Consider the following 23,697-nt stretch of genomic DNA (forward strand, 5'->3'; position numbering starts at 1 on the left):
AAACACATGGCTGACAAATACACCGACTTCGTCTCGCGCGGCTGGGGCCGTGACCTCGCCAAGAGGCTCGGACTCCCGCAGCCCGTGAGGCTGCGCCGCTACGAGCCGGGCGCGCCGCTCGTGCCTGGGCCCGTGCTGCTCATCGGGACCGGTCCCGGGGCCGACTCGCTCGAGACCGCGCTCAAGGGCTGGGACGTCGAGGTCCTTCGGGATCCGGGGATCGCCACCGCCGCCGGTGGGACGCACGACGCCGGCGGGTCGGCGTCGTCGTCCGCCTCACCCGCCGCTCCGGGCGCCAACGCGCCAACCGGTGGCACCGCGAAGCTGGGGGGAATCGTCCTCGCCCTCGACTCGATCACGCGGCCCGAGGACCTCGCGGGCCCGGTCCTCGCTGCCGGGCGGGCGCTGCGCTCGCTCGCGCCGAACGCCCGGGTCGTGACCGTGTCGCGTCGATCCTCCACGGCCGACGAGCCGGCGCTCGCCGCGGCCCGTGCCGGCGTCGAGGGCATCCTGCGCTCGCTGGCCAAGGAGCTGCGGTCCGGGGCGACTGGCAATGGGATCCTCCTGGCCGAGGGCGTCTCGGCGGAGGTGCCCAGTGCGCTCGGGGCCCTGCGCTTCCTGCTCTCCGGACGGTCCGCGTTCGTGGATGGCCAGTTCCTGACCGTCGGCACGGCCAAGGGCGAACTGCCCGCCGATCCGGACAAGCCGCTCGCGGGGAAGGTCGCCGTGGTGACCGGGGCCGCCCGGGGCATCGGCGCGGCGATTGCACGGACGCTCGCGCGGGATGGGGCGAAGCTCGTGGTCGTCGACGTCCCCGCGGCAGGCGACTCCCTCGCGAAGGTCGCCAACGAGGTCCGCGGGACCGCCCTCCAACTGGACATCACCAAGCCGGACGCGGGGGAGCGGATCCTCGAGCACGCCCTGTCCCGGCACGGCGCTTTCGACATCCTCGTGCACAACGCCGGCATCACGCGGGACAAGCTCCTGGCCAACATGGACGCGGCCAAGTGGGACGCTGTCATCGCGGTGAACATCGCGGCGCAGCTGCGGATCAACGACGCGCTGATGGGGTCCGGGAGGCTTCCCGACGGGTTCCGCATCGTCTCCGTCGCTTCGACCTCTGGCATCGCGGGCAACCGCGGCCAGACGAATTATGCGGCGTCCAAGGCCGGTGTCATGGGTATGGTCCGCTCGACGGCGGCCCGGCTCGCCGCCACCGGCGGGACCGCAAACGCCGTGGCCCCCGGATTCATTGAGACCGAGATGACCGCCAAGATCCCCTTCGCGACGCGCGAGGTGGCCCGCCGCCTCAATTCCCTCCAGCAGGGCGGGTTGCCGCTCGACGTGGCCGAGGCGATAGGGTTCTTCGCCTCTGATGCGGCTGGCGGCATTTCGGGTAACGTGCTCCGCGTGTGCGGGCAGAATCTGGTGGGGCAGTGAGCGCGCCGCCGCGGGGGATCGAGACCGTCGAGCTGCCGGAGGTGCCTTCGCTCTCGAAGCTCTACGTCGCCGCGGCCGCCGAGGCCGCGCGGCTCATGATCTCCAGGAGCAACGGCGCGAGGCGGCTTCCGAGCGCGAGGCACCACGTCGCCGTCGTGCGCCAAGACCTTGCCAAGCTCACGGAGTTCCAGCATCTGCTGGGCGAAGCCGCACGCGACGTCGTGCCGGCGGGGTACCTGCACGCCCTCGCGTTTCCGGTGGCGATGAGCTTCATGGGCCGCGAGGACTTCCCGCTCCCGCTTCTGGGGATGGTGCACTTGCGAAACCACGTCGAGTATCGCGAACCGGTCACCTACAACGACCTGCTCGATGTGACCACGTGGGCTGAGAATCTCTCCGGGCACCGGGCCGGGACCCAGGTCGATGTGGTTGCCGAGGTGCGACGCAGCGGGGCCGGGGGAGGGGAGCCCGTGTGGCGCGGCGTCTCGACCTACCTGGCGAAGGGCGTGTTCCTGCCCGGCATCGACAAGCCTGTCGCCTCCGAGCCGCGCGAAGACTTCCGCGCGCCGCTGCCGACGGCTATCTGGCGCCTCGGGTCCGAGACGGGGCGCGAGTACGCGGCCGTGTCCGGAGACTTCAATCCCATCCACTTGAGCTCGATCTCCGCGCGGGCCCTCGGGATGCGGCGCTCCATCGCGCACGGCATGTACACCGCCTCGCGTGTCCTTGCGGAGGTGGGGACCCAGAAGGGCGACGCATTCGTCTGGGACGTCAAGTTCGAGGCGCCCGTCTTCCTGCCGGCACGGGTGTCGGTGAACATCTCAGACGTGGTTGACGGCGAGGGCGGCTGGGAACGCTCCGACTTCGTCGGATGGAACGCGAAGTCGGGCCGGCGGCATTTCGTGGGGTCCGTGGTCCAGCTCGGGTAGCAGCGCGTGGGCGCGCATGACGGCGGTGCGCGCCCACCGCCCGCCGTCACCGGGCCCCTCGGGCTGGCTCCGGCAGAGCGCCCGAGCTCTACCGCCCGGCCACGAACCGCCGGGTCACGGAGATGTCCTGATCGCCAAGCCCGGACGCCACGATCTCGTCGAACGCGGCGCGGAGCGCGGGCAGCAGGACGGGGTTGGTGTTCGTGGCGCGCGCGATCTCCTCGGCGGAGACCAGGTCCTTGACCATGTACTTCGCGACGCCGGAAGGCGAGTCGTCGCCGCTGACGAGCTTCTCCCTGCGGGAGTCGAGGAGCCGCGACCCGGCGTAGCCGCCGCCCAGCAGGTCCCACATCAGGGCCAGGTCGATCCCTGAGCGTTCGGCGAGGACGGTTGCCTCGCCGAGGGCCAGGATGGTCGCGGACACCACGAGCTGGTTGCAGGCTTTGGCCACCTGTCCGGCCCCGAGCGGGCCGAGGTGCACGGGGCTGCCGCAGGGAGCGAGCAGCTGGCGGGCGAGGGCCGCATCGGGCTCGGTGCCGCCGAGCATGATGGACAGGGTCCCGGCGATCGCCCCGTCCTCCCCACCCGAGACGGGGCAGTCCACGACGCGCACGCGGCCGTCGGTCTCGTCCGCCAACCGGGCGGCGAGGTCCCGCAGTCCCGTGGCCGAACTGGTCGAGCCGACCATCAGCGTCAGGCCCGAGTCGCGCACGCCGGCCAGGATGCCTTCGTCCCCGGCCAGGACGTCCTCGAGCTGGGGAAGGTCAGGGAGCATGACCAGGAGGGCGTCGACGGAGGCGGCGAGCTCTCGCGGCGTATCGGCCCAGTGTGCTCCCTCGCTCACGAGCTCCGACTGCGGGCGCCGGGCCGTGATTGCGAGGGATCCGTGGTGGGAGAGCAGGTGCCGGGCCATCGGGGCGCCCATGGCGCCGAGGCCGATCATGCCCAGTGCGATCGTCGTCATCTTCCCAGCGTAGCGGCCGCAGAGTATGGCGCGGTCCAAATATGGAACTTTGTTCAGTACGTTGAACCCGCGCTACCCTTGTGGGAGTCGTTCGCTCCCGTGGACGCCATCGGAACTGCCGCAACGAAGGGGATCCCATGTCCGAGACCACTGGTTCGGTCCGCGCTGTCGTCGCTGTCCCGCTCTCCGAAGAGCACTGCCGACTCATTGAGGCGCTCGAACCCCGCCTCGAGGTCGTGCGCGACCACGGACTCTACCGTCCCATGCGCGGACCGGCCGACTGGTCCGGTGACCCCGACCGCGTCCGCACCTCACAGGAGCAAGCGGCGTTCGAGGCCCTCGTCGACTCGGCGGACTTCCTGTTCGGCATTCCCGACGTCGACCCGGCCGCGCTCCACCGCGCCGTCGCGTCCAATCCCGGCCTGCGCTGGGTGCACACGACAGCGGCGGGCGGCGGCAGCCAAGTCAAGGCCGCCGGGCTGCCGGAGGAGGCGCTCCAGCGCGTTGCCTTCACGACCTCGGCCGGAATGCATGGCGGCCCGCTCGCCGAGTTCGCCGTCTTCGGCGTGCTCGCGGGCGCGAAGTCCCTGCCCCGCCTCATCGCGCAGCAGCGTGGGCGCGTGTGGACCGACCGCTGGGAGATGAAGCAGCTCGAGGAGATGACGGTGCTCGTCGTCGGCCTGGGCGGCATCGGCGCCGAGTGCGCCCGCCGCTTCAAGGCGCTCGGTGCGACCGTGTGGGGCACGACCCGCAGCGGGGAGCCGGTCGACGGCGTGGATCGGCTCGTGCCGGTGGACGAGCTCGCGCGCGCCGCCGCCGAGGCTGATGCCCTCGTCGTCACGCTGCCCGGGACCGAGCACACCCACCACCTCGTAGGCCATGAGGTGCTCGGGTCCATCAAGCCCGGAGCCATCGTGGTCAACGTGGGCCGTGGCACGGTGATCGATGAGTCCGCGCTCGTGCCGGCGCTCGAGAGCGGGAGAGTCTCCTTCGCCGCGCTGGACGTGTTCGAAGTGGAGCCGCTGCCGGCGGATTCTCCGCTGTGGGGACGCGACGATGTGCTGATCAGCCCGCACACGGCAGCGTTGAACTCTCAGGAGGAGGAGCGGATCGCGCGGCTCTTCGCCGCGAACGCGAGCCGGCTGCTGGACGGGGAGGCCATGCGCAATGTGGTCAACACGGTGGAGTTCTACTGAGACCGCGGGGCTCTCGGCCATAATGGGCCCGGCCCGACAGCTGGGCACACACGCGTGCGCAAGCACGGGGAGCAAGAGGAGACCTGCATGGCGAAGTCCATTCCGAACGATGGCGATGAGCAGGACCGCGAGCGCCGGGACCCCGCCCCCGCGGTCACGCGCAGCCTGAAGATCCTGGGCGTGCTCGCGGAGGCCAACGGCCCCCTGACGCTCACCGAGATTGCCACGGCGCTCGGGCTGCCCAAGTCCTCGACCATGAACCTGTGCCTGGCGCTCGAGGAGGGCGGCATGGTCCAGCGGGTCCCCTCGGGCTACCAGTTGGGCCGCCGCAACGCCGAACTGGGCGGCGCCTTCGCCGCCCAGTTCAACCAGGTGCGGGAGTTCTACGCCGTCTGCCAGGCCTCGCCCGTGCTCCGTCACGAGGTGGTGCAGGTGGCCATGCTCGACGACCATGACGCGCTCTACCTGGCCCGCCACGAGGGCTCGCGCACAGTCCGCTTCGGAACCCCGCTGGGGTCAAGGATCCACGCCGCCCTGAGCGCCACGGGGAACGCCCTGCTCATGGTCATGGATGATTCCCGGATCGAGGCGATCATGGCTGATCAGGTCCCGTTCCCCCATGTCACGGACCGCAGCGTGCGCGAGCTGCCGGAGCTTCTCGAGAAGCTCCACCGCGCCCGCGAGCGCGGCTGGGCGCTCGATCCGGGGCAAGGGATGCCCGGGCTCGTCGGGGTCGCCGTGCCGCTCGAGGGCTGGGCGCCGGGTGATCCGCCGCTGGCGCTGGGCGTCGCCATCCAGGAGGCCCGCGCGACCCCGGAGCACCTGGAACGAGTGGCCGAGGCGCTCAAGGATGCGGCCCTGCAATTGACGAACCCCCTCGGGGCATCGGCACGTCGGGATCTCGAGGAAAGTCGACGGAGTTCAGAGGGTTGAACAGGATTCATCAGGTTGGTAAGGTAGGTCACAGGAGCCGAGAAGCACGCACGTGCAGGCACCTCCTGTTCCAGCCAATCAAGGGAGATGGCCGTGACCACTAGGGACACCGCCCAGCATCCGGGATCGTCGGATCCGGACTATGCCAAGAACCTGCAGCGCGCAACGCTCGCCTCGAGCGTCGGCAGCGCGCTCGAGTACTTCGACTTCGCGCTCTATGGGCTCTCGACAGCCCTCATCTTCAACCTGCTGTTCTTCCCCCAGGGCGACCCAGCGATGGCGACCGTCGCCGCCTTCGCGACCTACGGCGTCGGCTTCTTGGCACGGCCCTTCGGCGGCCTGTTCTTCGGCCGGCTCGGTGACCGCCTGGGTCGTAAGACCATCCTCGTGGTGACCATCCTGCTGATGGGCGGCGCCTCGACCCTCATCGGCCTCCTGCCCACGTACGACCAGATCGGGCTGCTGGCGCCGGTCCTCCTCGTCACGCTCCGCCTGCTCCAGGGATTCGGCGCCGGGGCGGAGCAGGCGGGCTCCACAGTGCTCATGGCCGAATACGCTCCGGTCAAGCGGCGTGGCTTCTTCGCGGCGCTGCCCTTCATCGGCATCCAGGCGGGAACCCTGCTCGCGGGGCTGGTCTTCAGCGCCATCTCGCTGCTGCCCAAGGACCAGCTCATGAGCTGGGGCTGGCGCGTGCCCTTCCTGCTCTCCTTCGTGCTCATCCTCGTGGCCATTGTCATCCGGACCAAGCTCCGCGAGACTCCCACGTTCGTGCCGCTCGAGAAGCATGAGCAGCTCCAGGACAAGCCGGTGCGGGAGATCTTCACCAAGGGACTGCCGGGCGTCATCGTGGGCATCGGCCTGCGCATGGCCGAGAACGGCGGCTCCTACATGTTCCAGACCCTCGCCCTGAGCTTCTTCGTCTCGGTCGTCGGCAGCAGCGCCGACAAGGGCCTGCTCGCCTGGGGCGTCACGATCGGCTCCCTCATCGGCGTCTTCTCGGTACCGCTCGCCGGCGCCATCTCCGACCGGGTAGGACGACGCACCGTCTACCGCTTCGGTGCGGTCTTCATGCTCCTGTACTCGTTCCCGGCGTGGTGGCTGCTCTCGCTGGGGAACCACGTCCTCGCGGTCGCGGTCGTGGCGGTCGGCATCGGCATCGCCGTCAACACGATGCTCGGTCCGCAGTGTGCCATGCTGCCTGAGATGTTCGGCAACAGGCACCGCTACCTCGGCGTCGCCATGGCCCGGGAGATCTCTGCGGTACTGGCAGGGGGTCTGGCCGGCGTGCTCGGCGCCTACATCATCGCCGTCAGCCACGGGAACTGGGTGCTGCTCGCCACCTACATGGCCACCCTGGCCCTCATCACGACCTGCTCCACCTTCCTCGTCCCCGAGACGCTCCGCCGCGACCTGCTCCGCGCGGACGACGCCCTCAAGCTCTCCCGCGACGAGGTGGGCGACGGCGTGGAAGCCACCACCCAGCGACTCGTCAGGGTCCGGCCGTGAGGGCACCCACCGGGATTGCCGCCTTCGGCCTCGAAGGGAAGTCCGCGCTCGTCACGGGGTCCAGCCAGGGCATCGGGCGCGCACTCGTGGAGGGGCTCGCCGCGGCGGGAGCCAGCGTCGTCGTGCACGGCCGGGACGCAGGGAAGGCGGCCCGCGCCGCGGCCGAAGTTGCCGACGCGACCGGCTCACAAGCACGCAGCGTGACGTTCGACGTCACCGACCCGGCCGCCGTCGACGCCGGAATCGCCGCGCTCGAAGCGGAGGTCGGCGTGCTCGACGTACTGGTCAACAACGCCGGCATCCAGCGGCGCGCGCCGATCGGCGAGTTCAGCGACGAGGACTGGGACGTCCTCATGGCCACCAACGTCTCGAGCGCGTTCTACCTGGCACGCCGTGTGAGCCGCGGCATGGTCGAGCGGGGGAGCGGGAAGATCATCCAGATCGGCAGCGTGCAGAGCCAGCTCGCACGGCCCTCCATCGCGCCGTACTCGGCGACGAAGGGCGCCATCGTCATGCTGACGAAGGGACTGTGCGCAGACCTCGCCCCCCATGGCATCCAGGCCAATGCGATCGCTCCCGGCTACTTCGCCACCGAGCTGACCCAGGCGCTCGTGGCCGACGAGGACTTCTCCGACTGGGTGCGCCAGCGCACCCCCGCGGCGCGCTGGGGAGACACCCGCGACCTGGTCGGCGCGCTCGTGTTCCTCGCAAGCTCCGCAAGCGACTTCGTCAACGGACAGACGCTGTTCGTCGACGGCGGCATGACGGCGGTCGTCTGATGACGGGTGCTGCGCGGGAGAACCTCGGCGTCGTCGCCCACGCGGCGGGCGACCTGCGGATCGGGCCCGTGCCGGAGCCCGTGCCCGCAGACGACGAGGCCGTCGTGGAGGTCGCCTTCGGCGGCGTGTGCGGCTCCGACCTGCACTACTGGAAGCACGGGGCGGCCGGGGCCTCCATCCTCCGAGAGCCCATGATCCTCGGGCACGAGGTCTCGGGGCGCGTGATCCGGGCCGCGGCCGACGGCACCGGCCCCACGGCGGGGACCCGCGTGGCGGCCCATCCGCTCACCCCGCGCGGCGACGGCAGGACCCCGTATCCGGCCGACCGGCCAAACCTCGCGCCCGCGTCCACCTATCTGGGCTCGGCCATGCACCGCCCCCACACGCAAGGCGCGTTCGCCCGCCGGGTGGCCCTTCCAGCCCGCATGCTCCACGGCGTGCCCAAGGGCCTCTCGCTCGAGACCGCGGCGCTCGCCGAACCGGCCACCGTCGCGTGGCACGGCCTCGAGCGCGCCGGCGACGTGCGGGGCAAGCGCGTGGCGGTGATCGGCGCGGGGCCCATCGGCCAGCTCGTCATTGCGGCCGCCCACCACCACGGGGCCGCCGAAGTCGTCGCGACGGACCTCTTCGAGGTCCCGCTGGGTATAGCCCGCCAACAGGGCGCGCGGACCCTGGACGCGCGCGACGACGAGGCCATCGAGGCGCTCCACGCCGACGTCGTCGTCGAATCGAGCGGGACGGTGCCCGGGCTCGCGGCGGCAGTCTCGGCCGCGGCCCGCGGGGGCACCGTCGTCATGCTGGGCCTGCAGCGCGCCGGTGGCGTCGAGGCACCCATGGCGACGGCCATCACACGGGAACTCACCCTCGCGGGCTCGTTCCGTTTCGCGGGGGAGTTCGGCGACGTCCTGGCCGCGCTGGGCGACGGCACCCTCAGGACCGAGGGGATCGTGACGCACGTGGTGCCTGTGGAGGACGCGCTCCGGGGTTTCGAGACCGCCGCCGACGCCTCGGTCTCTTCCAAGGTCCTCATCTCGTTCTGAGCGCCGGCCGCCCATGGCCGCATCACCGAAACAACGAGCTCGGGGTCGCGTAGGCCACTTCTTTCACGCACGACGGCGCCGCCCGTCCCCTTGGTGGGGCGGCGGCGTCGTCAGCACCCACCTCGTGCGGGAAGGGTGCGCACCCGTCGTTTGGCCAGACCCCCGGCTGTGCTGGGACGTCAGTACTGCTTCTTCGCGAGCTCTTTGATCCACTCGGGGGTTTCGCGGTCAAGCCGCTTGTCGATGGTGACCTGGAGCCGTGCTGCTGCTGCCTGCACTCGCAGCTCTCCGCGCGGGACTCGGACGACCCTCTTAGATGCCGCCTGCTGCTTTCCCGGGCTGTGCGCCGGCGTCGTGGTGCTCATCGGCTTCCGCCTCTCCCTCTGAATCTCCATTGTCGATGACCTCCAGTTCAGCGTCCAGCCTGCCTTGTGCCGCCCGCAGTGGCAGTCGGTTGGCTGTCTCCAGGAGAAGGACCTCCTCGAGTGTCGGCAGGTCGCTCTCGGCGAGGACGTCGAGTACGTCGAGCGCCAGCTCACGTCGGGAAGCCGAATCTGCGTGAACGGTGTCGAAGGCCCACTGGGTCCTGCGCCACCATTCGGCCTTTCGGTCGGCGAGATCCCGCTGTCGGAGAGTCCGTATGGCGACCCGAGCGGCGATACCGGCCGCGGTCAAAGTAGCCGCGGCGATAAGGAGCGGCGCGGCGATCGGTCCCAGCACGACCAACCACTCCCACCATTCGATCGGTGCCCTGCCCATCGGTCCCCCGTCCGTCAGCGATGATCAGAACCTATTGGGCCCCTCCGACGTTTCTTGGGCGAGGCACCGTCGTCGTGCGCACTCAGACCGAGATGGCGACCTTTCCGCAGGAACGTGCCCGCGACGAGGGCGCGCATCGCACCGGGCAGCTGCTCGAGCGGGTAGGTCCGGTCGATTCAGGGCCTCAGGGTTCCAGCCTCGATGAGTCGGGCGAGGTCGCTTGCGCGCTGGGCCCGCGGCGAGCATTGTCAGGCGCCGGCGGACGAAGGAGGACAGGGCCAGAGCCTTCAGCTGCCGACGCATGCGGGTCAACCGCCCGCCGCGGAGTCGGGGAGCGGGGTGCTGCCGGCGACGAGCCCTGTTGCCAGCTGCACCGCCTGTGAGCCGACACCGCCCGACGCACCGGTGACCAAAACCGTCTGCCCTTGGGCGATGCGGGCGGCGTCGCAGGCCTGCAGGGCCACGCTGGCCCAGCACGACGCCGTCCGCGCATTCAATCCTTCCGAGGGCCGATAGGGTTGGGGCGTGGTGGTGACCAATGAGATCAATTGGCCTGGCCTCGGTGACTTCCCAGACAGGGGCCGGCGGATTGCCGCGCTGCTGTTCGGGGCGCCCCTCTGGGTGCACCGGCGGGTCGACTCGATCAGCCTCGGTGTCGCCGGCGCCACCCGTCGCGCGATCTCCTTTGACTTCACGCTTCCCTCGGACCTTGCAGTGCCTGGGTCGGACGGCCGCGTCCTGGTGCCGCTTGCTCTGATCGAGAAGGGCGCGCTTCGCCGTGTCTCGGCTACCGGGCCCGATGACCACCCGATGCCCGTGCTCGGACGTGACGACAACACGCAGCTCGCCGTTGAGATGCTGGTCCAGATCACGAGCCCCGGGGTGCCCCGCCCCACTGAGGAGTCCGAGCAGATGCGCGACCTCATACACCGCGTCGTCGGGTTCAACCCTGCCGAGACGTCCGCGGAGACGAGGAGAGCAATCGAGGTCGAGGTCGACCGGGAGCTCATGCCCTGGAGCGGCATCGCCGACCCGGAGAGCAGGGCGGTTGTCGCCCGGATGGTGAAGGGGTTTCTGGACCAGTTCCTCCTCGTGGTCGAGGTCGACGGAGACCTCGTCGGGAAGAGGACTGTGGTCAAGTTCTCCTATGACCGCAGCCTGCCGATCCCGGATCTCGGCAACAGGGTCGGGATCATCGAGTTCGACCTCCCAGACGCGGGCCTGGCGCACAGCCAGCACGTTGAGTTCAGTGCACCTGCTGGCCTGGTCGTCCGTCGGCTCAGTGTGCAGGAGACGGCTGGCGACGAGTATGTCGCAGACCCTCGCGAGGACGTCCCCGCCAAGCCGCGGAGCACCGCCCATGTTGCGTTCGCGCCGTCGGAGAACTATTCGGGGGCGGAAGTGAGTGTCGAGCTCGTCCCGGCAGTTTCGGGTGTCTTCACCTTCACGGTCGTGGGCGTGATGGTCGTGCTCTTGTTCGCCGTGGCTGTGGCCGCGGAGAAGTTCTTCGGCGCTCCGATCCTCTCGCCCCGCTTCACTGTGCCGTCACAGGCGGTCTCGCTGCTCCTCGTAGGGCCAGCCTTGTTCCTATCATGGATGGCGCGCGCCCCCGAACACCGCGCGCTGGCAGTCATGCTGCTGCCGCTCAGGCTGATGCTCATCTCGTGTGCCGGAGTGCTGCTCACAGCTGGGATCGGCGTCGGGGTTCCGCTCGAGCCGTGGTGGTGGGACCTTCTCTGGCTCGTGGTCGTGGTCGTCGCGGTGGCGATCCTCCTCGGGCTTGTCCTGTACCTCGTGAACGCGCGGCGGATGGCCAGGTCCCTGTGGAAATGGGCCCGCTCACAGTAGACTCGGGGCAGAAGGAGGTCGCCATGGCACTGAACCGCAAGAAGATCCGCCGTCACGAATCACCGCGCCGGTCTATCTTGTCCGATGCCCGAATCGACCTCGGCGCCGGTTCGCTCATCGGTAAGAACAGTGGATTGAGCCGTGCCCAAGCTGACAAGGGCATGCAGACGATTCTGGCCCGTATCGGCGGCATGGGCGCGCAGCCGAGTGGAACCAAGGCTTCGAGCCCCCGCGCGGCAGCATCCTGAGCTGACACGGACGGGCGGAGACGCCAAGGGACCAGCCTGAGGCTGGTCCCTTTCGTGTGAGCGGCCGGGCAAGAGCAGTCAAGCAGGTGCGCAGTGCAGGCCGGTGGCGCACGACGGCGTCACTCACCGCGGTGCCCATCGTGACCTGAGCCGGGGCGGCCAGCGGCGTCCGCCGTGTCGGTGGAGGACGCGTGGCCAACAGGGCGGAGATCCTCGACGGGATCGTGGACGTGGTCCTCAGCGAAATGTGCCTGCCTGTCGCCGGGGGAGAGCGGCGCGCCGCGATCGGCAAGCGGGCGCGCTCGGCCAGGTAGGTCCTGCGGGCCCACCCTAGGCCATCCCGCTGCTCGAGTCCCGCACCTCGCCCGGCCCGGCCACGCTGTCCCAGCACGACGCCGTTCTGGCACCTTCGCCTCGGCCGGCTTCTCCACCGCACCCGGGGCGCCGGCGGGCTGGGAATGGAGCTACGGCAAGTAGCCCTCGACGGACCGGGCGGCGCCGTATCCATGGGGGGCGGCGCCGCTCTCCTCAGTTGTCCTCCACAGGTCTGGCCCGGGAGGCGGGGCCACGGTAGAGTCGAACACATGTTCGAACTATCCGTGCTGGCGGAAGCGCCGACCGCCGTGGGAGCTCCGCAGGATGCGGACGACTTCTCACGGCTCATCGCGGATGTTCTGATGTCTGTCGGCGGGAGCTCGCCGAGCGCCGCCGTCATCGGGACGTGGGCGACGGCGCTCGTATCCGGTGCGGAGGACGACGGTCAGCTGAGCGAGGCGGAACTCATCGAGCGGATCGGTGCGGCGGAGCGGCTGAAGGCCGCCGCCTCGACTTATCAGGCCCGGTACAGCGTCCTTCTCGAGAAGCGGGTCCGGGAGCGGCGGGCGGCGACCGATGAGGCCCTTGCGGGCGATCGGCTCGGCGAAGGGCCGCGCGCCGTGGACCCCTCAGTCGAAGCCAGCCACGCCATCGCCCTGGCCCGCAGTGAGTCGCCGGCCCGTGGCGGCCGCCTGCTGGGGCTGGCGAAGGCACTCGTGAACGAGATGCCCCACACGCTCAACGCCCTCGCTGCGGGACGGATCAACGAATGGCGGGCGACCCTTGTCGTCCGGGAGACGGCCTGCCTCGACGTCGAGGACCGGGTGCGCGTGGACGAAGCAATGGTGGCCGCCTACGCTCGCGGGGGCGTCGGGGATCGCCAGCTCGCAGCAGAGGCTCGGGCGCATGCCCAACGGCTCGACCCCGCGGCGGCCGTGAAGCGTGCCCGGCGTGCGGTGACCGAGCGCCGCGTCTGGCTTCGGCCCGCACCGGATTCGATGGCAGTCCTGTCCTGTCTGCTGCCGGCCGCCCAAGCCGTCGCCTCATACAAGGCGCTGACCGCCAACGCGGATTCCGCTCGTGCCGCGGGGCCTGACGTGCGTGAGGATCGCACGCGCGACCAAATCATGGCGGACACCGCGGTGGAGAGGCTGACCGGGCAGGAGCACGCCGAGGATGTGGCGGTGGCGGTCCACCTCGTCATGGCGGAGAGTGCGCTGGTCCGTGGCTCCGCCGAGCCTGCCCTCCTTGAAGGATTCGGTGCCCTGCCCGCACAGGTGGGGCGCGACCTCGTGCTCTGTGCCGCGGAGCGCGCCACCCTGCGCCGCCTGTACACGGCACCCGAGACCGGGGCGCTCACTGCGATGGACTCGAAGGCCAGGACGTTCCCCGAAGGGCTCAAGACCTTCATCGTTCTCAGGGACGCCACCTGCAGGAATCCATGGTGCAACGCACCGATCCGCCAGTACGACCACGTCATCCCCGCTGCACGGGGAGGCCCCACGAACGAAGCCAACGGCCAGGGACTGTGCGAACGCTGCAACCAGGTCAAGGAAGCGCCCGGGTGGAGCCATGGGACCACCCCTGCCACCCGGCACACCGTCACGGTGACTACACCGACCGGCCATCGCTATAGTTCGACCGCGCCGCCGCTACCTGGAACCCGGCAGATCGTCGGCCACCGAGTGGGGTTCCCAGGTGGCCGAATGGTCTTCCACACGGCAGCCTGAGCAGGCGTGCTTGCCTTCGTTCGGCTGCGGATCGCGGCTATCCACCGGCGAGAGCCGCCGTGCATGCCATCGGCATGCGCGGCGGCTCTGTGCCCAGACGAAGGACTACTGGGCGATATACCCGCCGTCGACGACTACCTCGGAACCGTTCATGAACGAGGACTCATCGGAGGCCAGGAAGAGCACCACCGCGGATACCTCCTCGGGCTGGCCCGCCCGGTCGAGGATGGTCGTGCCGAGGAGCGCCTTCGTGCCCTCGGCGTCGGCAAGGATGTCGTTGGTCATCGCGGTCGCAATCACGCCCGGGTGGACGGAGTTCACACGGATCCCGAACTCCTTGAAATCCACGGCAGCCGCCTTCGTCAGGGTGCGTACCGCGCCCTTCGACGCCTCGTATGCGGCAGCGTTCGGGGCACCAATGATCCCGTACATCGATGAGATGTTGATGATCGACGGCGCCGTCGACCGCTCCATCGCCGGAAGCACAGCCTTGCACCCCAGATAGGTGCCCTTGGCGTTGACAGCGAAGATCCGATCCCACACCTCCTCCTCAGTGTCCTGGAGAGAAGTGAAGGCGAGGATGCCGGCGTTGTTCACCAGCACGTCAATGCGGCCGTACTCCTCCGTGGCGTGGCCGACCACCGACTCCCAGTCCTTCGCTTTCGAGACGTCGTGCTCCACGAAAGTCGCTGTCCCGCCTTCGCCCTCGATGAGGTCCACCGTCTCGCGGCCTCCCGCGGCGTCGACATCTGTGACGACGACGCGGGCCCCCTCGCTGGCCAGGAGGCGCGCGTGGGCGCGGCCCATGCCTGCCGCCCCGCCGGTTACCACCGCAATCTTGCCTTCAACACGCTTGGTCATCTTTGTCCCTTCCCTGCATCCTGGCTTATCAAGCGACGGCGGCGACGTGTGTGCGCCGGTCGCTGCGTTCACCGTAGGCATGTGGTCTGGAACACAGATGTTCCACTCTGGAACACGCGGCTCTGGCGTCTGGACGGCCCAGATCCACCGCATGGGGCGTGGGTCTGGGCCGTCGTGCGTTGCAGGGATGGCCGGGGTCTACTCGTACATCGCGATGAATCGACCGATCACTCCACCGGCGCGCAGCTTGTCAATGGCGCCCGGAATGTCCGCGTGAGTGATGAGGTTCATCGGCGGGTTCAGCTTGCCGGTCTTCATGAGCTCGTAGATGCCCGCGAGGTCCTCGCGCGTGCCGGACTTGGAGCCCTTGAGCGTGAGCTGGTTGATGATGAGGGGGTAGGTGTTGATGGTGGCCTCGAGCCGACCCATGCCGACCTGCACGAAGGTGCCGAACTCGGCGAGCGTCTCGATGGCCGCGCTCGTAGTCGTTCCGAAGCCCGCGTAGTCGACGATGAGCTGGAGGCCCTTGTCCTTGAACGCGTCGATGGAGTCGGCGACCCCGGCGAGGCCGATCTCGTCGGCGAGCTTGCGCGTCTCGGGGTTGATCTCGGCGCCGTACACTTCAGCGCCGGCCAGTGCGGCACAGCGTGCACCAATGTAGCCGAGACCGCCAAGCCCGATCACGCCGACCTTCATGCCCGCCTTGGCGCCGCCGACGGCCATGATGGCGTGGTACGCCGTGAGACCGGCGTCGGTCGCCATCGCGCCCAAGTCGAAGGCCACCTCATCGGGAAGCCTGACCAGATTGTCGGCGGTCGCCACGAGTTTCGGCGCGAACCCACCGTCCCACTTGCCGTAGCCGAGGGCGTCGCCGTCGCTCATCACGGGTGCGAGCCCGACGCGGTCGCCTACATGCCACTCGTCCATGCCGTCGCCGACCTCGGCGATCACGCCGGCATTTTCGTGGCCCATTGTCCGCGGGAGCTCGTGGAAGAGCGGCATCCAGCCCGCATCGTCAAGCGCGGTCACATCCGAATGGCACACCCCTGCGGCCTTGACCTCGACAACGACCTGCCCCGGGCCAGCGTGCGGCTCGGGGACCTCGTTGAGTTCCAGTGGCTTGTTTGTACCGTTGAACTGCCATGCCTTCATGGTGACTCTCCTCTCGGTGACACTTCCGACTCTATGCGCACCCGGGGCGACTCCACCGAGGCCTATCGGCCCGAGTTCCCACCCACGCACGACGGCGCGCCTCGCCATGTGTGGTGAGGCGCGCCGTCGTCGTGGGGCACCCGCGGAGCGGTGCGCCGCGGTCAGTGCACAGACTGCTGGAAGCATGCGACGTCGTACTGGGACATCGCGTTGTAGTGCTGCCCGCCGATACCGCCGGCCGGATTGGCCGGACTTGGCTCGTTGAACGGTGAACCTGGGCTGCTTGCCGCGTTGCCAGGCGTGGTCAGCCCAAGGTTCTGGCACGACTGGCTCGGGGGGCCCGGAGTTCCGGTGCTGTCAGCCAGCGCGGGTCCGGCGGCGGCCGCGCACAGCATCAAGGCAGCACCCAGAGAATACAGAAGGCGTTTCATTGGCTTGTTCCTCCTCAACGGCGGAGGCGTCGGGGTGGCGTCCCCACGCTGTAGAAGACGCTCAGAGGACCGCGGCGGTTCACTCCGGAAACGACGATTGCCCCGGTCCCAAGACCGGGGCAATCAGATCGTGCGCGGAGGGGTGTGTGAGTTCAGGACATCGTTCCCGCATGAGTCGGGACATCGTTCACGGGTGATCGTTCACCGGTGAGTCGGGACATGCTTCACCGGCCGCGGGGTGAGTCGCGGCATCGTTCCCGCTCCGGTGGGCCCGAGCATGGGCCATGTCGAAGAACAAGGTCATCGTCCTGGCGGTCCTCGAGGGCGGAATGTCCAGATCAGAAGCAGCGCGACGGTACGGCGTCAGCCGCCGCTGGGTCCACGAGCTCCTCGTCCGCCACGCCGAGCATGGGGACGCCGGACTGGAGGCCCGCTCCCGCCGACCCCGCACCAGCCCGCACGCGACAGGCGAAGAGGTCCGTGCCCGTGTGCTGGCACTGCGGGCCGAGCTGGTCTCCGAGGGCCTGGACGCGGGGCCGGCGACCATCGCATGGCACCTCGAGAAGGAGGGCAGCACGGCGCCGGCGGTCTCCACGATCCGCAGGATCATCACCGCCGCCGGGCTCGTCGCCCCGGAGCCCCGCAAGCGGCCCAAGTCCTCCCTGCACCGCTTCGAAGCGGCCCAGCCGAACGAGACCTGGCAGTCCGACTTCACCCACTGGCACCTCGCCGACGGCACCCACACCGAGATCATCGACTTCCTCGACGACCACGCCCGCTGCCTGCTCCACCTCAGCGCCCACCCGCGCATCACCGGCCCGATCGTCATCGAGGCCTTCCTGGACACCGCCGCCGCCCACGGCCTCCCCGTCTCCACCCTGACCGACAACGGCATGGTCTACACCACCCGTCTGGCAGGCGGCAGAGGAGGCCGCAACGCCTTCGAGACCCTCATCGCCTCCCTCGGGATCGCCCAGAAGAACGGGTCCCCCGGCCACCCCCAGACCCAGGGAAGGTCGAGCGGTTCCACCAGACCCTCAAGAAATGGCTTGCCTCCCAGCCCCAGGCCCACACCATCGCGCACCTGAACGAGCTCCTGGCCAAGTTCCGCCACATCTACAACCACGAACGCCCCCACAGGGCCATCGGCCGGCACACCCCGCACGAGGCCTATACCCAGACCCCCAAGGCCGCCCCCGCCATCGCCGCCCAGGGGGAACACTTCCGCGTCCGGACCGACCGCGTCGACGCCGACGGCAAGGTAACCCTCCGCCACGCAGGACGCCTCAGACACCTCGGCATCGGAAGGGCCCACAGGCACAAGAGACTCATCCTGCTCGTCCACGACGCCGACGTCACCGCCATCGAGCACGGCACCGGCGAGATCCTCGCCGAGTTCACCATCGACCCCACCAAGGGCTACCAGCCCAAAAAACACAACACCCCCGGTCCGAAGACCGGGGGTGTTACCGATGTCCCGACTCATCCGTGAAGGATGTCCCGAGTCATCACAATCGTGCGCGGAGGGGGACTTGAACCCCCACGCCCAATAAGGGCACTAGCACCTCAAGCTAGCGCGTCTGCCATTCCGCCACCCGCGCGGGCGGCCTCCGAGTCCATCGCGTGAAACGTCATTGCAGGCGTTTCTGGCCCCGGCAGCGATATCCAAGCATACACCACCGGAGTCCGCGCCCGTGACCACAGAGGAAGGCGCGGCGATGCGCGACGGCGCGCCTTCGCCGTCGTGCGAGCGGGCGAAACGACCCCAGAGCTGAGCGGCGGACGAGGCCAAGAAAGCACGGAAGCCCCGGTCCGAAGACCGGGGCTTCCCGTGGTGCGCGGAGGGGGACTTGAACCCCCACGCCCAATAAGGGCACTAGCACCTCAAGCTAGCGCGTCTGCCATTCCGCCACCCGCGCAGGCAGCACCCGAGAAGCGATCCAATGTGTCGTTTCCCTTCCGGGCAGCGAGAAAGACACTACACGATGCGTGCCCGGAACCTGAAATCGGGGGCCGGTGGGGGCGGGACTAGGCTAGAGCCACCGCCAGATGCTTCAGGAGGACCCATGACTGACCGCCCCGCCGAGACCCACGTCGCCGCCGAGGACGAGGTGGTGGGCATCTGCCAGGACCTCATCCGGTTCGACACCTCGAATTACGGCACCAACGAAGGCCCAGGAGAGCGGGCCGCCGCCGAGTTCGCCGCCGGACTGCTCGCCGAGGTTGGCTTGGAGCCCGAGATCTTCGAATCGGCACCCGGGCGGGCGAGCGTCGTCGTGCGCGTCGAGGGCACGGATCCGAGCGCACGAGCTCTCGTGGTGCACGGGCACCTCGACGTCGTTCCGGCCCAGAAGGAGGACTGGAGCGTCGACCCGTTCTCTGCGGAACTCAAGGACGGGCTTGTCTGGGGCCGCGGCGCGGTAGACATGAAGGACATGGACGCCATGATCCTGTCCGTGACCCGCGAGATGCAGCGCACCGGCACGAGGCCCAAGCGGGACCTCGTCATCGCGCTCTTCGCCGACGAGGAGGCCGGGGGCGCCTACGGTGCCCGTTGGGCCGTGGACAACCGCCCCGAACTGTTCGAGGGCGCTGCCGAGGCGATCAGCGAAGTCGGCGGCTTCTCGGCGGAGATCGGCGGCAAGCGCACCTACATGCTGCAGACGGCCGAGAAGGGGCTGGGGTGGCTGCGCATGACGGCGAGTGGCCGCGCTGGACACGGATCGCAGGTCAACGACGACAACGCCGTCACTCGCCTTGCGCGTGCTGTGGCCCGGATCGGCGACTACCGGTGGCCCATCGAGCTCACGGACACGACCCGGAGGTTCCTCGACGGCGTCACTGAGATCACTGGCATCGAGTTCGACCCGGAGAACCCCGATGTGCTGTTCAAGGAGCTCGGCACCGTGGCGCGGTTCGTGGGCGCGACGCTGCAGAACACCTCCAACCCCACGGTCCTCAAGGCCGGGTACAAGGACAACGTCGTCCCGGGGTCGGCCGAGGCACGGATCGACACACGCACGCTGCCCGGCCAGGACGAGTTGGTGCTGGCCAAGCTCAAGGAGCTCGCGGGCGACGGTATCGACTTCAGCTACGTCCATCAGGATGTCTCGCTCGAGACGGCCTTCGAGGGTCCGCTCGTTGATGCGATGGTCGGCGCCCTCCACGCCGAAGACCCGGGCGCGGCCGTGCTCCCGTACACGCTCTCGGGCGGCACCGACAATAAATCGCTGAGCCGGCTCGGCATCACCGGTTACGGCTTTGCTCCGCTTCAGCTCCCGGGCGATCTTGACTTCCCCGCGATGTTCCACGGCGTCGACGAGCGCGTCCCCGCGGAGTCGCTCAAGTTCGGCGCCCGCGTGCTACGTCGGCTGCTGACCACGTACTGACCGGCCAGGGACCCCGCAACGGTCCGCCAGAGACCCCACAACGGGGGAGAGGAGGGGGAGCAGTGGCACTCGACCCCGCAGTGGTCCTTCCGGACGCGCTCATCGAGGAGATCCGATCCCGGGCGCCCGGCTACGACGAGCGCAACGAGTTCTTCCAGGAGGACTTCGACGCGCTCGTGGCCGCCGGCTACCTCAAGGCGTTCGTCCCGGAAGGCGACGGCGGACTGGGAGCCGGACTGGCCGACGTCGTGCGCCTCCAGCGCAGGCTCGCCCAGGCGGCGCCCGCAACGGCCCTTGCGGTCAACATGCACCTCGTGTGGACGGGGGTCGCGAAGGTCCTTGCAGACCGCGGCGACTCGTCGCTGGCCTTCGTGCTCGAAGAGGCCGCCGCCGGCGAGGTCTTCGCGTTCGGGGTCTCCGAGGCCGGAAACGACTCAGTCCTGTTCGACTCCGTCACCGAGGCCGTCCCGCGGCCCGACGGCGGCTACGCCTTCACCGGCACCAAGGTCTTCACGAGCCTCGCCCCCGCGTGGACGCGCATGGGCACGTTCGGCAAGGACACCGCGGGCGAGGAACCCCAGCTCGTGTGGGGATTCATCCGCCGCGACGAGCCGGGCTGGCGCCACCTCGACGACTGGAACACGCTCGGCATGCGGGCGAGCCAGTCCCGCACCACGGTCCTCGAGGGTGCCACGGCGCGGGCTGACAGGATCGTGCGCAAGCTCCCCGTCGGACCGAACCCCGACCTGCTGGTCTTCGGCATCTTCTCCGTCTTCGAGACGCTCTTGGCCGCCGTCTACACGGGCGTCGCCGAGCGTGGGCTGACTCTCGCGGTCGACGCCGCGCACCGCCGCCGTTCGCACCGCACCGGCCGCTCCTACTCGCAGGATCCGGACATCAGGTGGCAGATCGCCGAGCTCGGCCTCGCCGTAGACGGGATGATCCCGCAGCTCGAGTCGGTGGCCGCGGACATCGACGGGCTCGCGGACCGCGGTGCCGCGTGGTTCCGCGCGCTGAGCGGACTCAAGCACCGCGCCACCGAGACGGCGAAGAGCGTGGTCGACGGCGCGATGCGCGTGGGCGGCGGCAGCGGATATTTCCGGGGCAGCGAGCTCGAACGGCTCTACCGCGACGTCCTGGCCGGCCTGTACCACCCCTCGGACCCGGAGTCGGCGCACGCAACCGTGGCGACGAACCTCCTCGGCCCGATTGAGGAGGTCTAGACGGTCCGCTCGACCAGCATGACCTTGCGCCGCAGCCAGTACTGACGGCCGCCGCCCATGTAGAGGCGGCTGCGCTCGAGCTCCCATTTGCCATACTCGGAATGCTCGCGCACGCGCTGGCGCGCATCGGCAACCGAATCTCCGGGACTCACCGAAAGGACCAGGTACTCGTACTGCCGGCCTGGCCCGGCCAGCCGCGACCCGGCCGCGAGCGACTGCGCGCCGGAGAGGATCCGCTCGTTCATGGCCCTCGATTCCTCGTGCTGCGAAGTGTGTGCCCGGAGCCGATGACGTTCGCTAGGCACACCCAGTGATTTCAGACTACCGTGGCTCCCATGAGCATAGATCCGCGTGTCGCCCTTGGTTCGCTGACGGCTGCATTGGAGGAACACCTCGTCGCGGCCGCCTCGCGGCGCGGGGATGATGATCCGTCCGTCGAGGCGGCGTTCTTCTCCGTCGCGGATGCCTTCGAGACCTACGCGAACGCGCTCTACGACGCCTACGGGGAGGACCTGCCTATCGACCTCCTCGACTCGGACGATGACGACGACGAAGACGACGACGATGAGTCGGACGACGAAGACGACGACACCGCCGACAGCCGAGACGGCAACGGCGCCGACGACGGCGAGGAAGCGCTGGCCGGCCGGGATTTCTAGAACCGGCCCTCCTGTATGTCCTGCTCGGATTCGGGGTCATCTCCGCCGGGCACTAGAGTGGTCAGGTGAAAACCTGGAGGCAGACCCCCGTCCCTCAGCTGCCGGGTAGCGCCGGAGCGGTCCGGCTCTACGACACCCAACTGCGTGACACCGTCGAGATTCCCTCGGCGCCCGAGCAGTCCCTGTACGTCTGCGGCATCACGCCCTATGACGCGACGCACCTCGGCCATGCCTCCACCTACCTCGCGTTCGACCTCCTCAACCGCATCTGGCGCGACGCCGGCAGCACGGTCAGCTACGTCCAGAACACGACCGACGTCGACGACCCGCTCCTCGAGCGCGCCGATGCGACAGGAGTCGACTGGCGGACCCTCGCCCGCCAGCAGATCGACCTCTTCCAGTCGGACATGGAGGCCCTCCGAGTCCTCGCCCCCGACCACTACGTGGGCGCCGTGGAGTCGATCCCGTGGATCGTCCCCGAAGTCGAGCGGCTTCTCGCCGACGGCCTCGCCTACCAGCTCGCGGGCGCCGAAGGCGAGCCCGACGGCGATGTCTACTACGACGTGACCGAGGCGACCCGCCGCGCGGACTCGGCGGAGGCCTGGCGACTCGGGACCGTCTCCCACCTCACAGTCGCCGAGATGATCGAGGTCTTCGGCGAGCGCGGCGGCGACCCTGAGCGGCCCGGCAAGCACAGCCCCCTCGACCCGATCCTGTGGCGCGAGGCCCGCCTCGGCGAGCCGCACTGGGACGGTGGCACGCTCGGCCCCGGGCGCCCCGGGTGGCACATCGAGTGCACCGTCATCGCGCAGAAGTTCCTCCCGTCGCCCTTCACGGTCCAGGGCGGCGGCTCGGACCTCGCCTTCCCACACCACGAGATGGGAGCGGGGCACGCGTGGAGCCTGCACCATGTGCCCCTCGCCAAGCACTTCGCTCACACGGGCATGGTGGGCCTGGACGGGACGAAGATGAGCAAGTCACGCGGCAACCTCGTGCTCGTCTCGAAGCTGCGCGCCGCCGGCGTCGAGCCGGCCGCGATCCGCCTCACCGTCCTCGCCCACCACTACCGCTCCGACTGGGAGTGGACCCAAGAGCTACTCGACGCGTCGGTGAGCCGACTCGAGACCTGGCGTGGCGCCGTCGTGCGTGCGCTGCCCGGTTCAGCTGAAGCGCTCCTGGCAGAGATCCGCGGTGCCCTCACCGACGATCTCGACGCGCCCCGGGCCCTTGCCGCCGTGGACAAGTGGGCCGAGGACTCGCTTGCCGGCACCGAGGCGAGCGCGCACGACGGCGCGCTCGTCACCTCCGCGGTCGACGCCCTGCTGGGCGTGCGGCTGGTCTGAGCGGGGTTCGGCTGCGCTCAACCAGCGGGGTTGTCCCGGCCGGGGTTCTCCTTGCCCCTGCGCTTGAGGTAGCGCTCGAACTCCCGGGCGATCGACTCGCCGCTGGCCTCGGGTAGATCGGCCGTGTCCTTGGCCTCCTCGAGCTGGTGGATGTACGCAGCGACCTCGGGATCCTCGGTGGCGAGCTCGTTGACGCCCCGCTCCCAAGCCTCGGCATCCTCGGCGAGCTCGTTCGTGTCGAGCGGAATCTGCAGCAGCTCCTCGATGCGGTGCAGGATCGCGAGCTGCGCCTTGGGCGAGGGTGACTGCGCGACGTAGTGCGGAACGGCGGCCCAGAGCGAGAGGGTCGGCGTGCCGTGGTGGTCGGCGGCATCTGCGAACACCCCGACGATCCCAGTGGGGCCCTCGTACTGCGAGGCCTCGAGGTTGAGCCGCTCGCGCAGGCCGTCGTCCTCGCTCGTGGCCGTCACGGGGATCGGGCGCGAGTGCGGCACATCCGCGAGCAGGGCCCCGACAACAATCAGATAGTCGATGTCGAGATCGTCGACATACTCGATGAGCTCGTCCGTGAACGCCCGCCACCGGTAGGACGGCTCGGTCCCCTGAACGAACACGAGGTCAACCGGCTGACCCTCCACGCGCGCCGTCGAGACCTTCGTGGTGGGCCACTTGATCCGGCGTCGGCCCGACCCGGTCTGCCGGACCGTGGGACGCGTGAACTGGAAGTCATAGAAGTCATCCGCGTCGATCGAGCCGACGCGCTGGGCGGCGAACGCCCGGCGCAGGAAACGCAGCGCATCGGTCGCGGCCTCGCCCGCATCGTTCCAGCCCTCGAACGCCGCAAGCATGACGGTGACCCGCTCACCCGGCCCGGGCGTGGGGAACAGACCGGGATGCGGAGCCGGGGCGTCGGCGTCGAACTCGTTCATCGGTCCAGCCTAACGCGCGCGCC

22 protein-coding genes, 2 tRNA genes and 1 pseudogene are annotated in these 23,697 nt (G+C 69.4%); 16 read left to right on the plus strand and 9 right to left on the minus strand.

Annotated features, from left to right (window positions below):
• Nucleotides 1-6: 6 nt before the first annotated feature.
• Entirely contained in the window at nucleotides 7-1,440 is a 1,434-nt protein-coding gene (locus tag AB5L97_RS09395; RefSeq protein ID WP_307956417.1) for a 3-oxoacyl-ACP reductase, read from the plus strand.
• On the plus strand, nucleotides 1,437-2,369 hold the full coding sequence (locus AB5L97_RS09400; RefSeq protein WP_307956416.1) for a MaoC/PaaZ C-terminal domain-containing protein: 933 nt from the start codon (nucleotides 1,437-1,439) through the stop codon (nucleotides 2,367-2,369). The genes AB5L97_RS09395 and AB5L97_RS09400 overlap by 4 nt, the downstream gene beginning before the upstream one ends.
• Nucleotides 2,370-2,457: 88 nt before the next feature.
• On the opposite strand, the gene AB5L97_RS09405 is transcribed toward AB5L97_RS09400, so the two are convergent.
• Nucleotides 2,458-3,333: an NAD(P)-dependent oxidoreductase gene (locus tag AB5L97_RS09405; protein ID WP_369047287.1), complete on the minus strand. Its 876-nt coding sequence runs from the start codon at nucleotides 3,331-3,333 to the stop codon at nucleotides 2,458-2,460.
• 137 nt (nucleotides 3,334-3,470) lie between these two features.
• On the opposite strand from AB5L97_RS09405, the gene AB5L97_RS09410 reads away from it, so the two are divergent.
• The 5 genes from AB5L97_RS09410 to AB5L97_RS09430 all read left to right on the plus strand — a co-directional run bounded on the left by AB5L97_RS09410 (nucleotide 3,471) and on the right by AB5L97_RS09430 (nucleotide 8,787).
• A complete protein-coding gene (locus AB5L97_RS09410) occupies nucleotides 3,471-4,529 on the plus strand; it encodes a D-2-hydroxyacid dehydrogenase (RefSeq protein ID WP_369047288.1) in 1,059 nt (352 codons plus the stop codon).
• An 87-nt stretch (nucleotides 4,530-4,616) separates the two neighbouring features.
• Nucleotides 4,617-5,462 carry an IclR family transcriptional regulator gene (locus AB5L97_RS09415; protein ID WP_307956413.1) on the plus strand — a complete coding sequence of 282 codons (846 nt, stop codon included), beginning with the start codon at nucleotides 4,617-4,619 and terminating at the stop codon, nucleotides 5,460-5,462.
• Nucleotides 5,463-5,549: 87 nt separating this feature from the next.
• The gene (locus tag AB5L97_RS09420; protein WP_307956412.1) at nucleotides 5,550-6,968 is read left to right on the plus strand and encodes an MFS transporter; all 1,419 of its coding nucleotides are present in this window, start codon (nucleotides 5,550-5,552) and stop codon (nucleotides 6,966-6,968) included.
• On the plus strand, nucleotides 6,965-7,747 hold the full coding sequence (locus AB5L97_RS09425) for an SDR family oxidoreductase (RefSeq protein WP_307956411.1): 783 nt from the start codon (nucleotides 6,965-6,967) through the stop codon (nucleotides 7,745-7,747). Before AB5L97_RS09420 ends, AB5L97_RS09425 begins: the two co-directional genes overlap by 4 nt.
• The gene (locus AB5L97_RS09430; RefSeq protein WP_369047289.1) at nucleotides 7,747-8,787 is read left to right on the plus strand and encodes a zinc-binding dehydrogenase; all 1,041 of its coding nucleotides are present in this window, start codon (nucleotides 7,747-7,749) and stop codon (nucleotides 8,785-8,787) included. Before AB5L97_RS09425 ends, AB5L97_RS09430 begins: the two co-directional genes overlap by 1 nt.
• Nucleotides 8,788-9,099: 312 nt before the next feature.
• Here the strand turns inward: AB5L97_RS09430 and AB5L97_RS09435 are convergent, their stop codons facing one another.
• Complete coding sequence (locus AB5L97_RS09435; RefSeq protein WP_369047290.1) at nucleotides 9,100-9,507, minus strand: hypothetical protein; 408 nt, start codon at nucleotides 9,505-9,507, stop codon at nucleotides 9,100-9,102.
• Between the two features lie 564 nt (nucleotides 9,508-10,071).
• Here AB5L97_RS09435 and AB5L97_RS09440 point away from each other — a divergent pair.
• The 4 genes from AB5L97_RS09440 (at nucleotide 10,072) to AB5L97_RS09455 (ending at nucleotide 13,687) form a co-directional block, all read left to right on the plus strand.
• Nucleotides 10,072-11,394: a hypothetical protein gene (locus AB5L97_RS09440; RefSeq protein ID WP_369047291.1), complete on the plus strand. Its 1,323-nt coding sequence runs from the start codon at nucleotides 10,072-10,074 to the stop codon at nucleotides 11,392-11,394.
• 23 nt (nucleotides 11,395-11,417) lie between these two features.
• On the plus strand, nucleotides 11,418-11,642 hold the full coding sequence (locus AB5L97_RS09445; RefSeq protein WP_369047292.1) for a hypothetical protein: 225 nt from the start codon (nucleotides 11,418-11,420) through the stop codon (nucleotides 11,640-11,642).
• 191 nt (nucleotides 11,643-11,833) lie between these two features.
• The gene (locus AB5L97_RS09450; protein ID WP_307956406.1) at nucleotides 11,834-11,956 is read left to right on the plus strand and encodes a hypothetical protein; all 123 of its coding nucleotides are present in this window, start codon (nucleotides 11,834-11,836) and stop codon (nucleotides 11,954-11,956) included.
• Between the two features lie 270 nt (nucleotides 11,957-12,226).
• A complete protein-coding gene (locus tag AB5L97_RS09455) occupies nucleotides 12,227-13,687 on the plus strand; it encodes an HNH endonuclease (RefSeq protein WP_369047293.1) in 1,461 nt (486 codons plus the stop codon).
• A 105-nt stretch (nucleotides 13,688-13,792) separates the two neighbouring features.
• Here the strand turns inward: AB5L97_RS09455 and AB5L97_RS09460 are convergent, their stop codons facing one another.
• The 3 genes from AB5L97_RS09460 to AB5L97_RS09470 form a co-directional block, all read right to left on the minus strand.
• Nucleotides 13,793-14,548: an SDR family NAD(P)-dependent oxidoreductase gene (locus AB5L97_RS09460; RefSeq protein ID WP_369047294.1), complete on the minus strand. Its 756-nt coding sequence runs from the start codon at nucleotides 14,546-14,548 to the stop codon at nucleotides 13,793-13,795.
• A gap of 198 nt (nucleotides 14,549-14,746) precedes the next feature.
• The gene (locus AB5L97_RS09465) at nucleotides 14,747-15,700 is read right to left on the minus strand and encodes a zinc-binding dehydrogenase (RefSeq protein ID WP_307956403.1); all 954 of its coding nucleotides are present in this window, start codon (nucleotides 15,698-15,700) and stop codon (nucleotides 14,747-14,749) included.
• 161 nt (nucleotides 15,701-15,861) lie between these two features.
• On the minus strand, nucleotides 15,862-16,131 hold the full coding sequence (locus tag AB5L97_RS09470; protein WP_369047295.1) for a hypothetical protein: 270 nt from the start codon (nucleotides 16,129-16,131) through the stop codon (nucleotides 15,862-15,864).
• 284 nt (nucleotides 16,132-16,415) lie between these two features.
• Between AB5L97_RS09470 and AB5L97_RS09475 the strand changes: the two are divergent.
• Nucleotides 16,416-17,623, plus strand: a pseudogene (locus AB5L97_RS09475) (IS481 family transposase).
• A gap of 25 nt (nucleotides 17,624-17,648) precedes the next feature.
• Here AB5L97_RS09475 and AB5L97_RS09480 read toward each other — a convergent pair.
• Nucleotides 17,649-17,732 (minus strand) — tRNA-Leu (locus AB5L97_RS09480).
• A gap of 231 nt (nucleotides 17,733-17,963) precedes the next feature.
• Nucleotides 17,964-18,050 (minus strand) — tRNA-Leu (locus AB5L97_RS09485).
• A 147-nt stretch (nucleotides 18,051-18,197) separates the two neighbouring features.
• Between AB5L97_RS09485 and AB5L97_RS09490 the strand changes: the two genes are divergently transcribed.
• Nucleotides 18,198-19,520: a M20/M25/M40 family metallo-hydrolase gene (locus AB5L97_RS09490; protein WP_369047296.1), complete on the plus strand. Its 1,323-nt coding sequence runs from the start codon at nucleotides 18,198-18,200 to the stop codon at nucleotides 19,518-19,520.
• A gap of 62 nt (nucleotides 19,521-19,582) precedes the next feature.
• Nucleotides 19,583-20,743 carry an acyl-CoA dehydrogenase family protein gene (locus tag AB5L97_RS09495; RefSeq protein WP_369047297.1) on the plus strand — a complete coding sequence of 387 codons (1,161 nt, stop codon included), beginning with the start codon at nucleotides 19,583-19,585 and terminating at the stop codon, nucleotides 20,741-20,743.
• Here AB5L97_RS09495 and AB5L97_RS09500 read toward each other — a convergent pair.
• Nucleotides 20,740-20,988, minus strand: coding sequence for a DUF5703 family protein (locus AB5L97_RS09500; RefSeq protein WP_307958244.1), 249 nt, complete (start codon nucleotides 20,986-20,988; stop codon nucleotides 20,740-20,742). The genes AB5L97_RS09495 and AB5L97_RS09500 overlap by 4 nt on opposite strands.
• Nucleotides 20,989-21,078: 90 nt before the next feature.
• On the opposite strand from AB5L97_RS09500, the gene AB5L97_RS09505 reads away from it, so the two are divergent.
• Together AB5L97_RS09505 and mshC are read left to right on the plus strand one after the other, a co-directional pair.
• Nucleotides 21,079-21,402 carry a hypothetical protein gene (locus AB5L97_RS09505; RefSeq protein ID WP_307958245.1) on the plus strand — a complete coding sequence of 108 codons (324 nt, stop codon included), beginning with the start codon at nucleotides 21,079-21,081 and terminating at the stop codon, nucleotides 21,400-21,402.
• Between the two features lie 65 nt (nucleotides 21,403-21,467).
• Complete coding sequence (mshC, locus tag AB5L97_RS09510) at nucleotides 21,468-22,745, plus strand: cysteine--1-D-myo-inosityl 2-amino-2-deoxy-alpha-D-glucopyranoside ligase (RefSeq protein ID WP_369047298.1); 1,278 nt, start codon at nucleotides 21,468-21,470, stop codon at nucleotides 22,743-22,745.
• Between the two features lie 17 nt (nucleotides 22,746-22,762).
• Here mshC and AB5L97_RS09515 read toward each other — a convergent pair whose 3' ends face one another.
• Complete coding sequence (locus AB5L97_RS09515) at nucleotides 22,763-23,674, minus strand: PAC2 family protein (protein ID WP_307958247.1); 912 nt, start codon at nucleotides 23,672-23,674, stop codon at nucleotides 22,763-22,765.
• Between the last annotated feature and the right edge of the window lie 23 nt (nucleotides 23,675-23,697).

Source organism: Sinomonas sp. P10A9 (assembly GCF_041022165.1).
Classification (GTDB): domain Bacteria; phylum Actinomycetota; class Actinomycetes; order Actinomycetales; family Micrococcaceae; genus Sinomonas; species Sinomonas puerhi.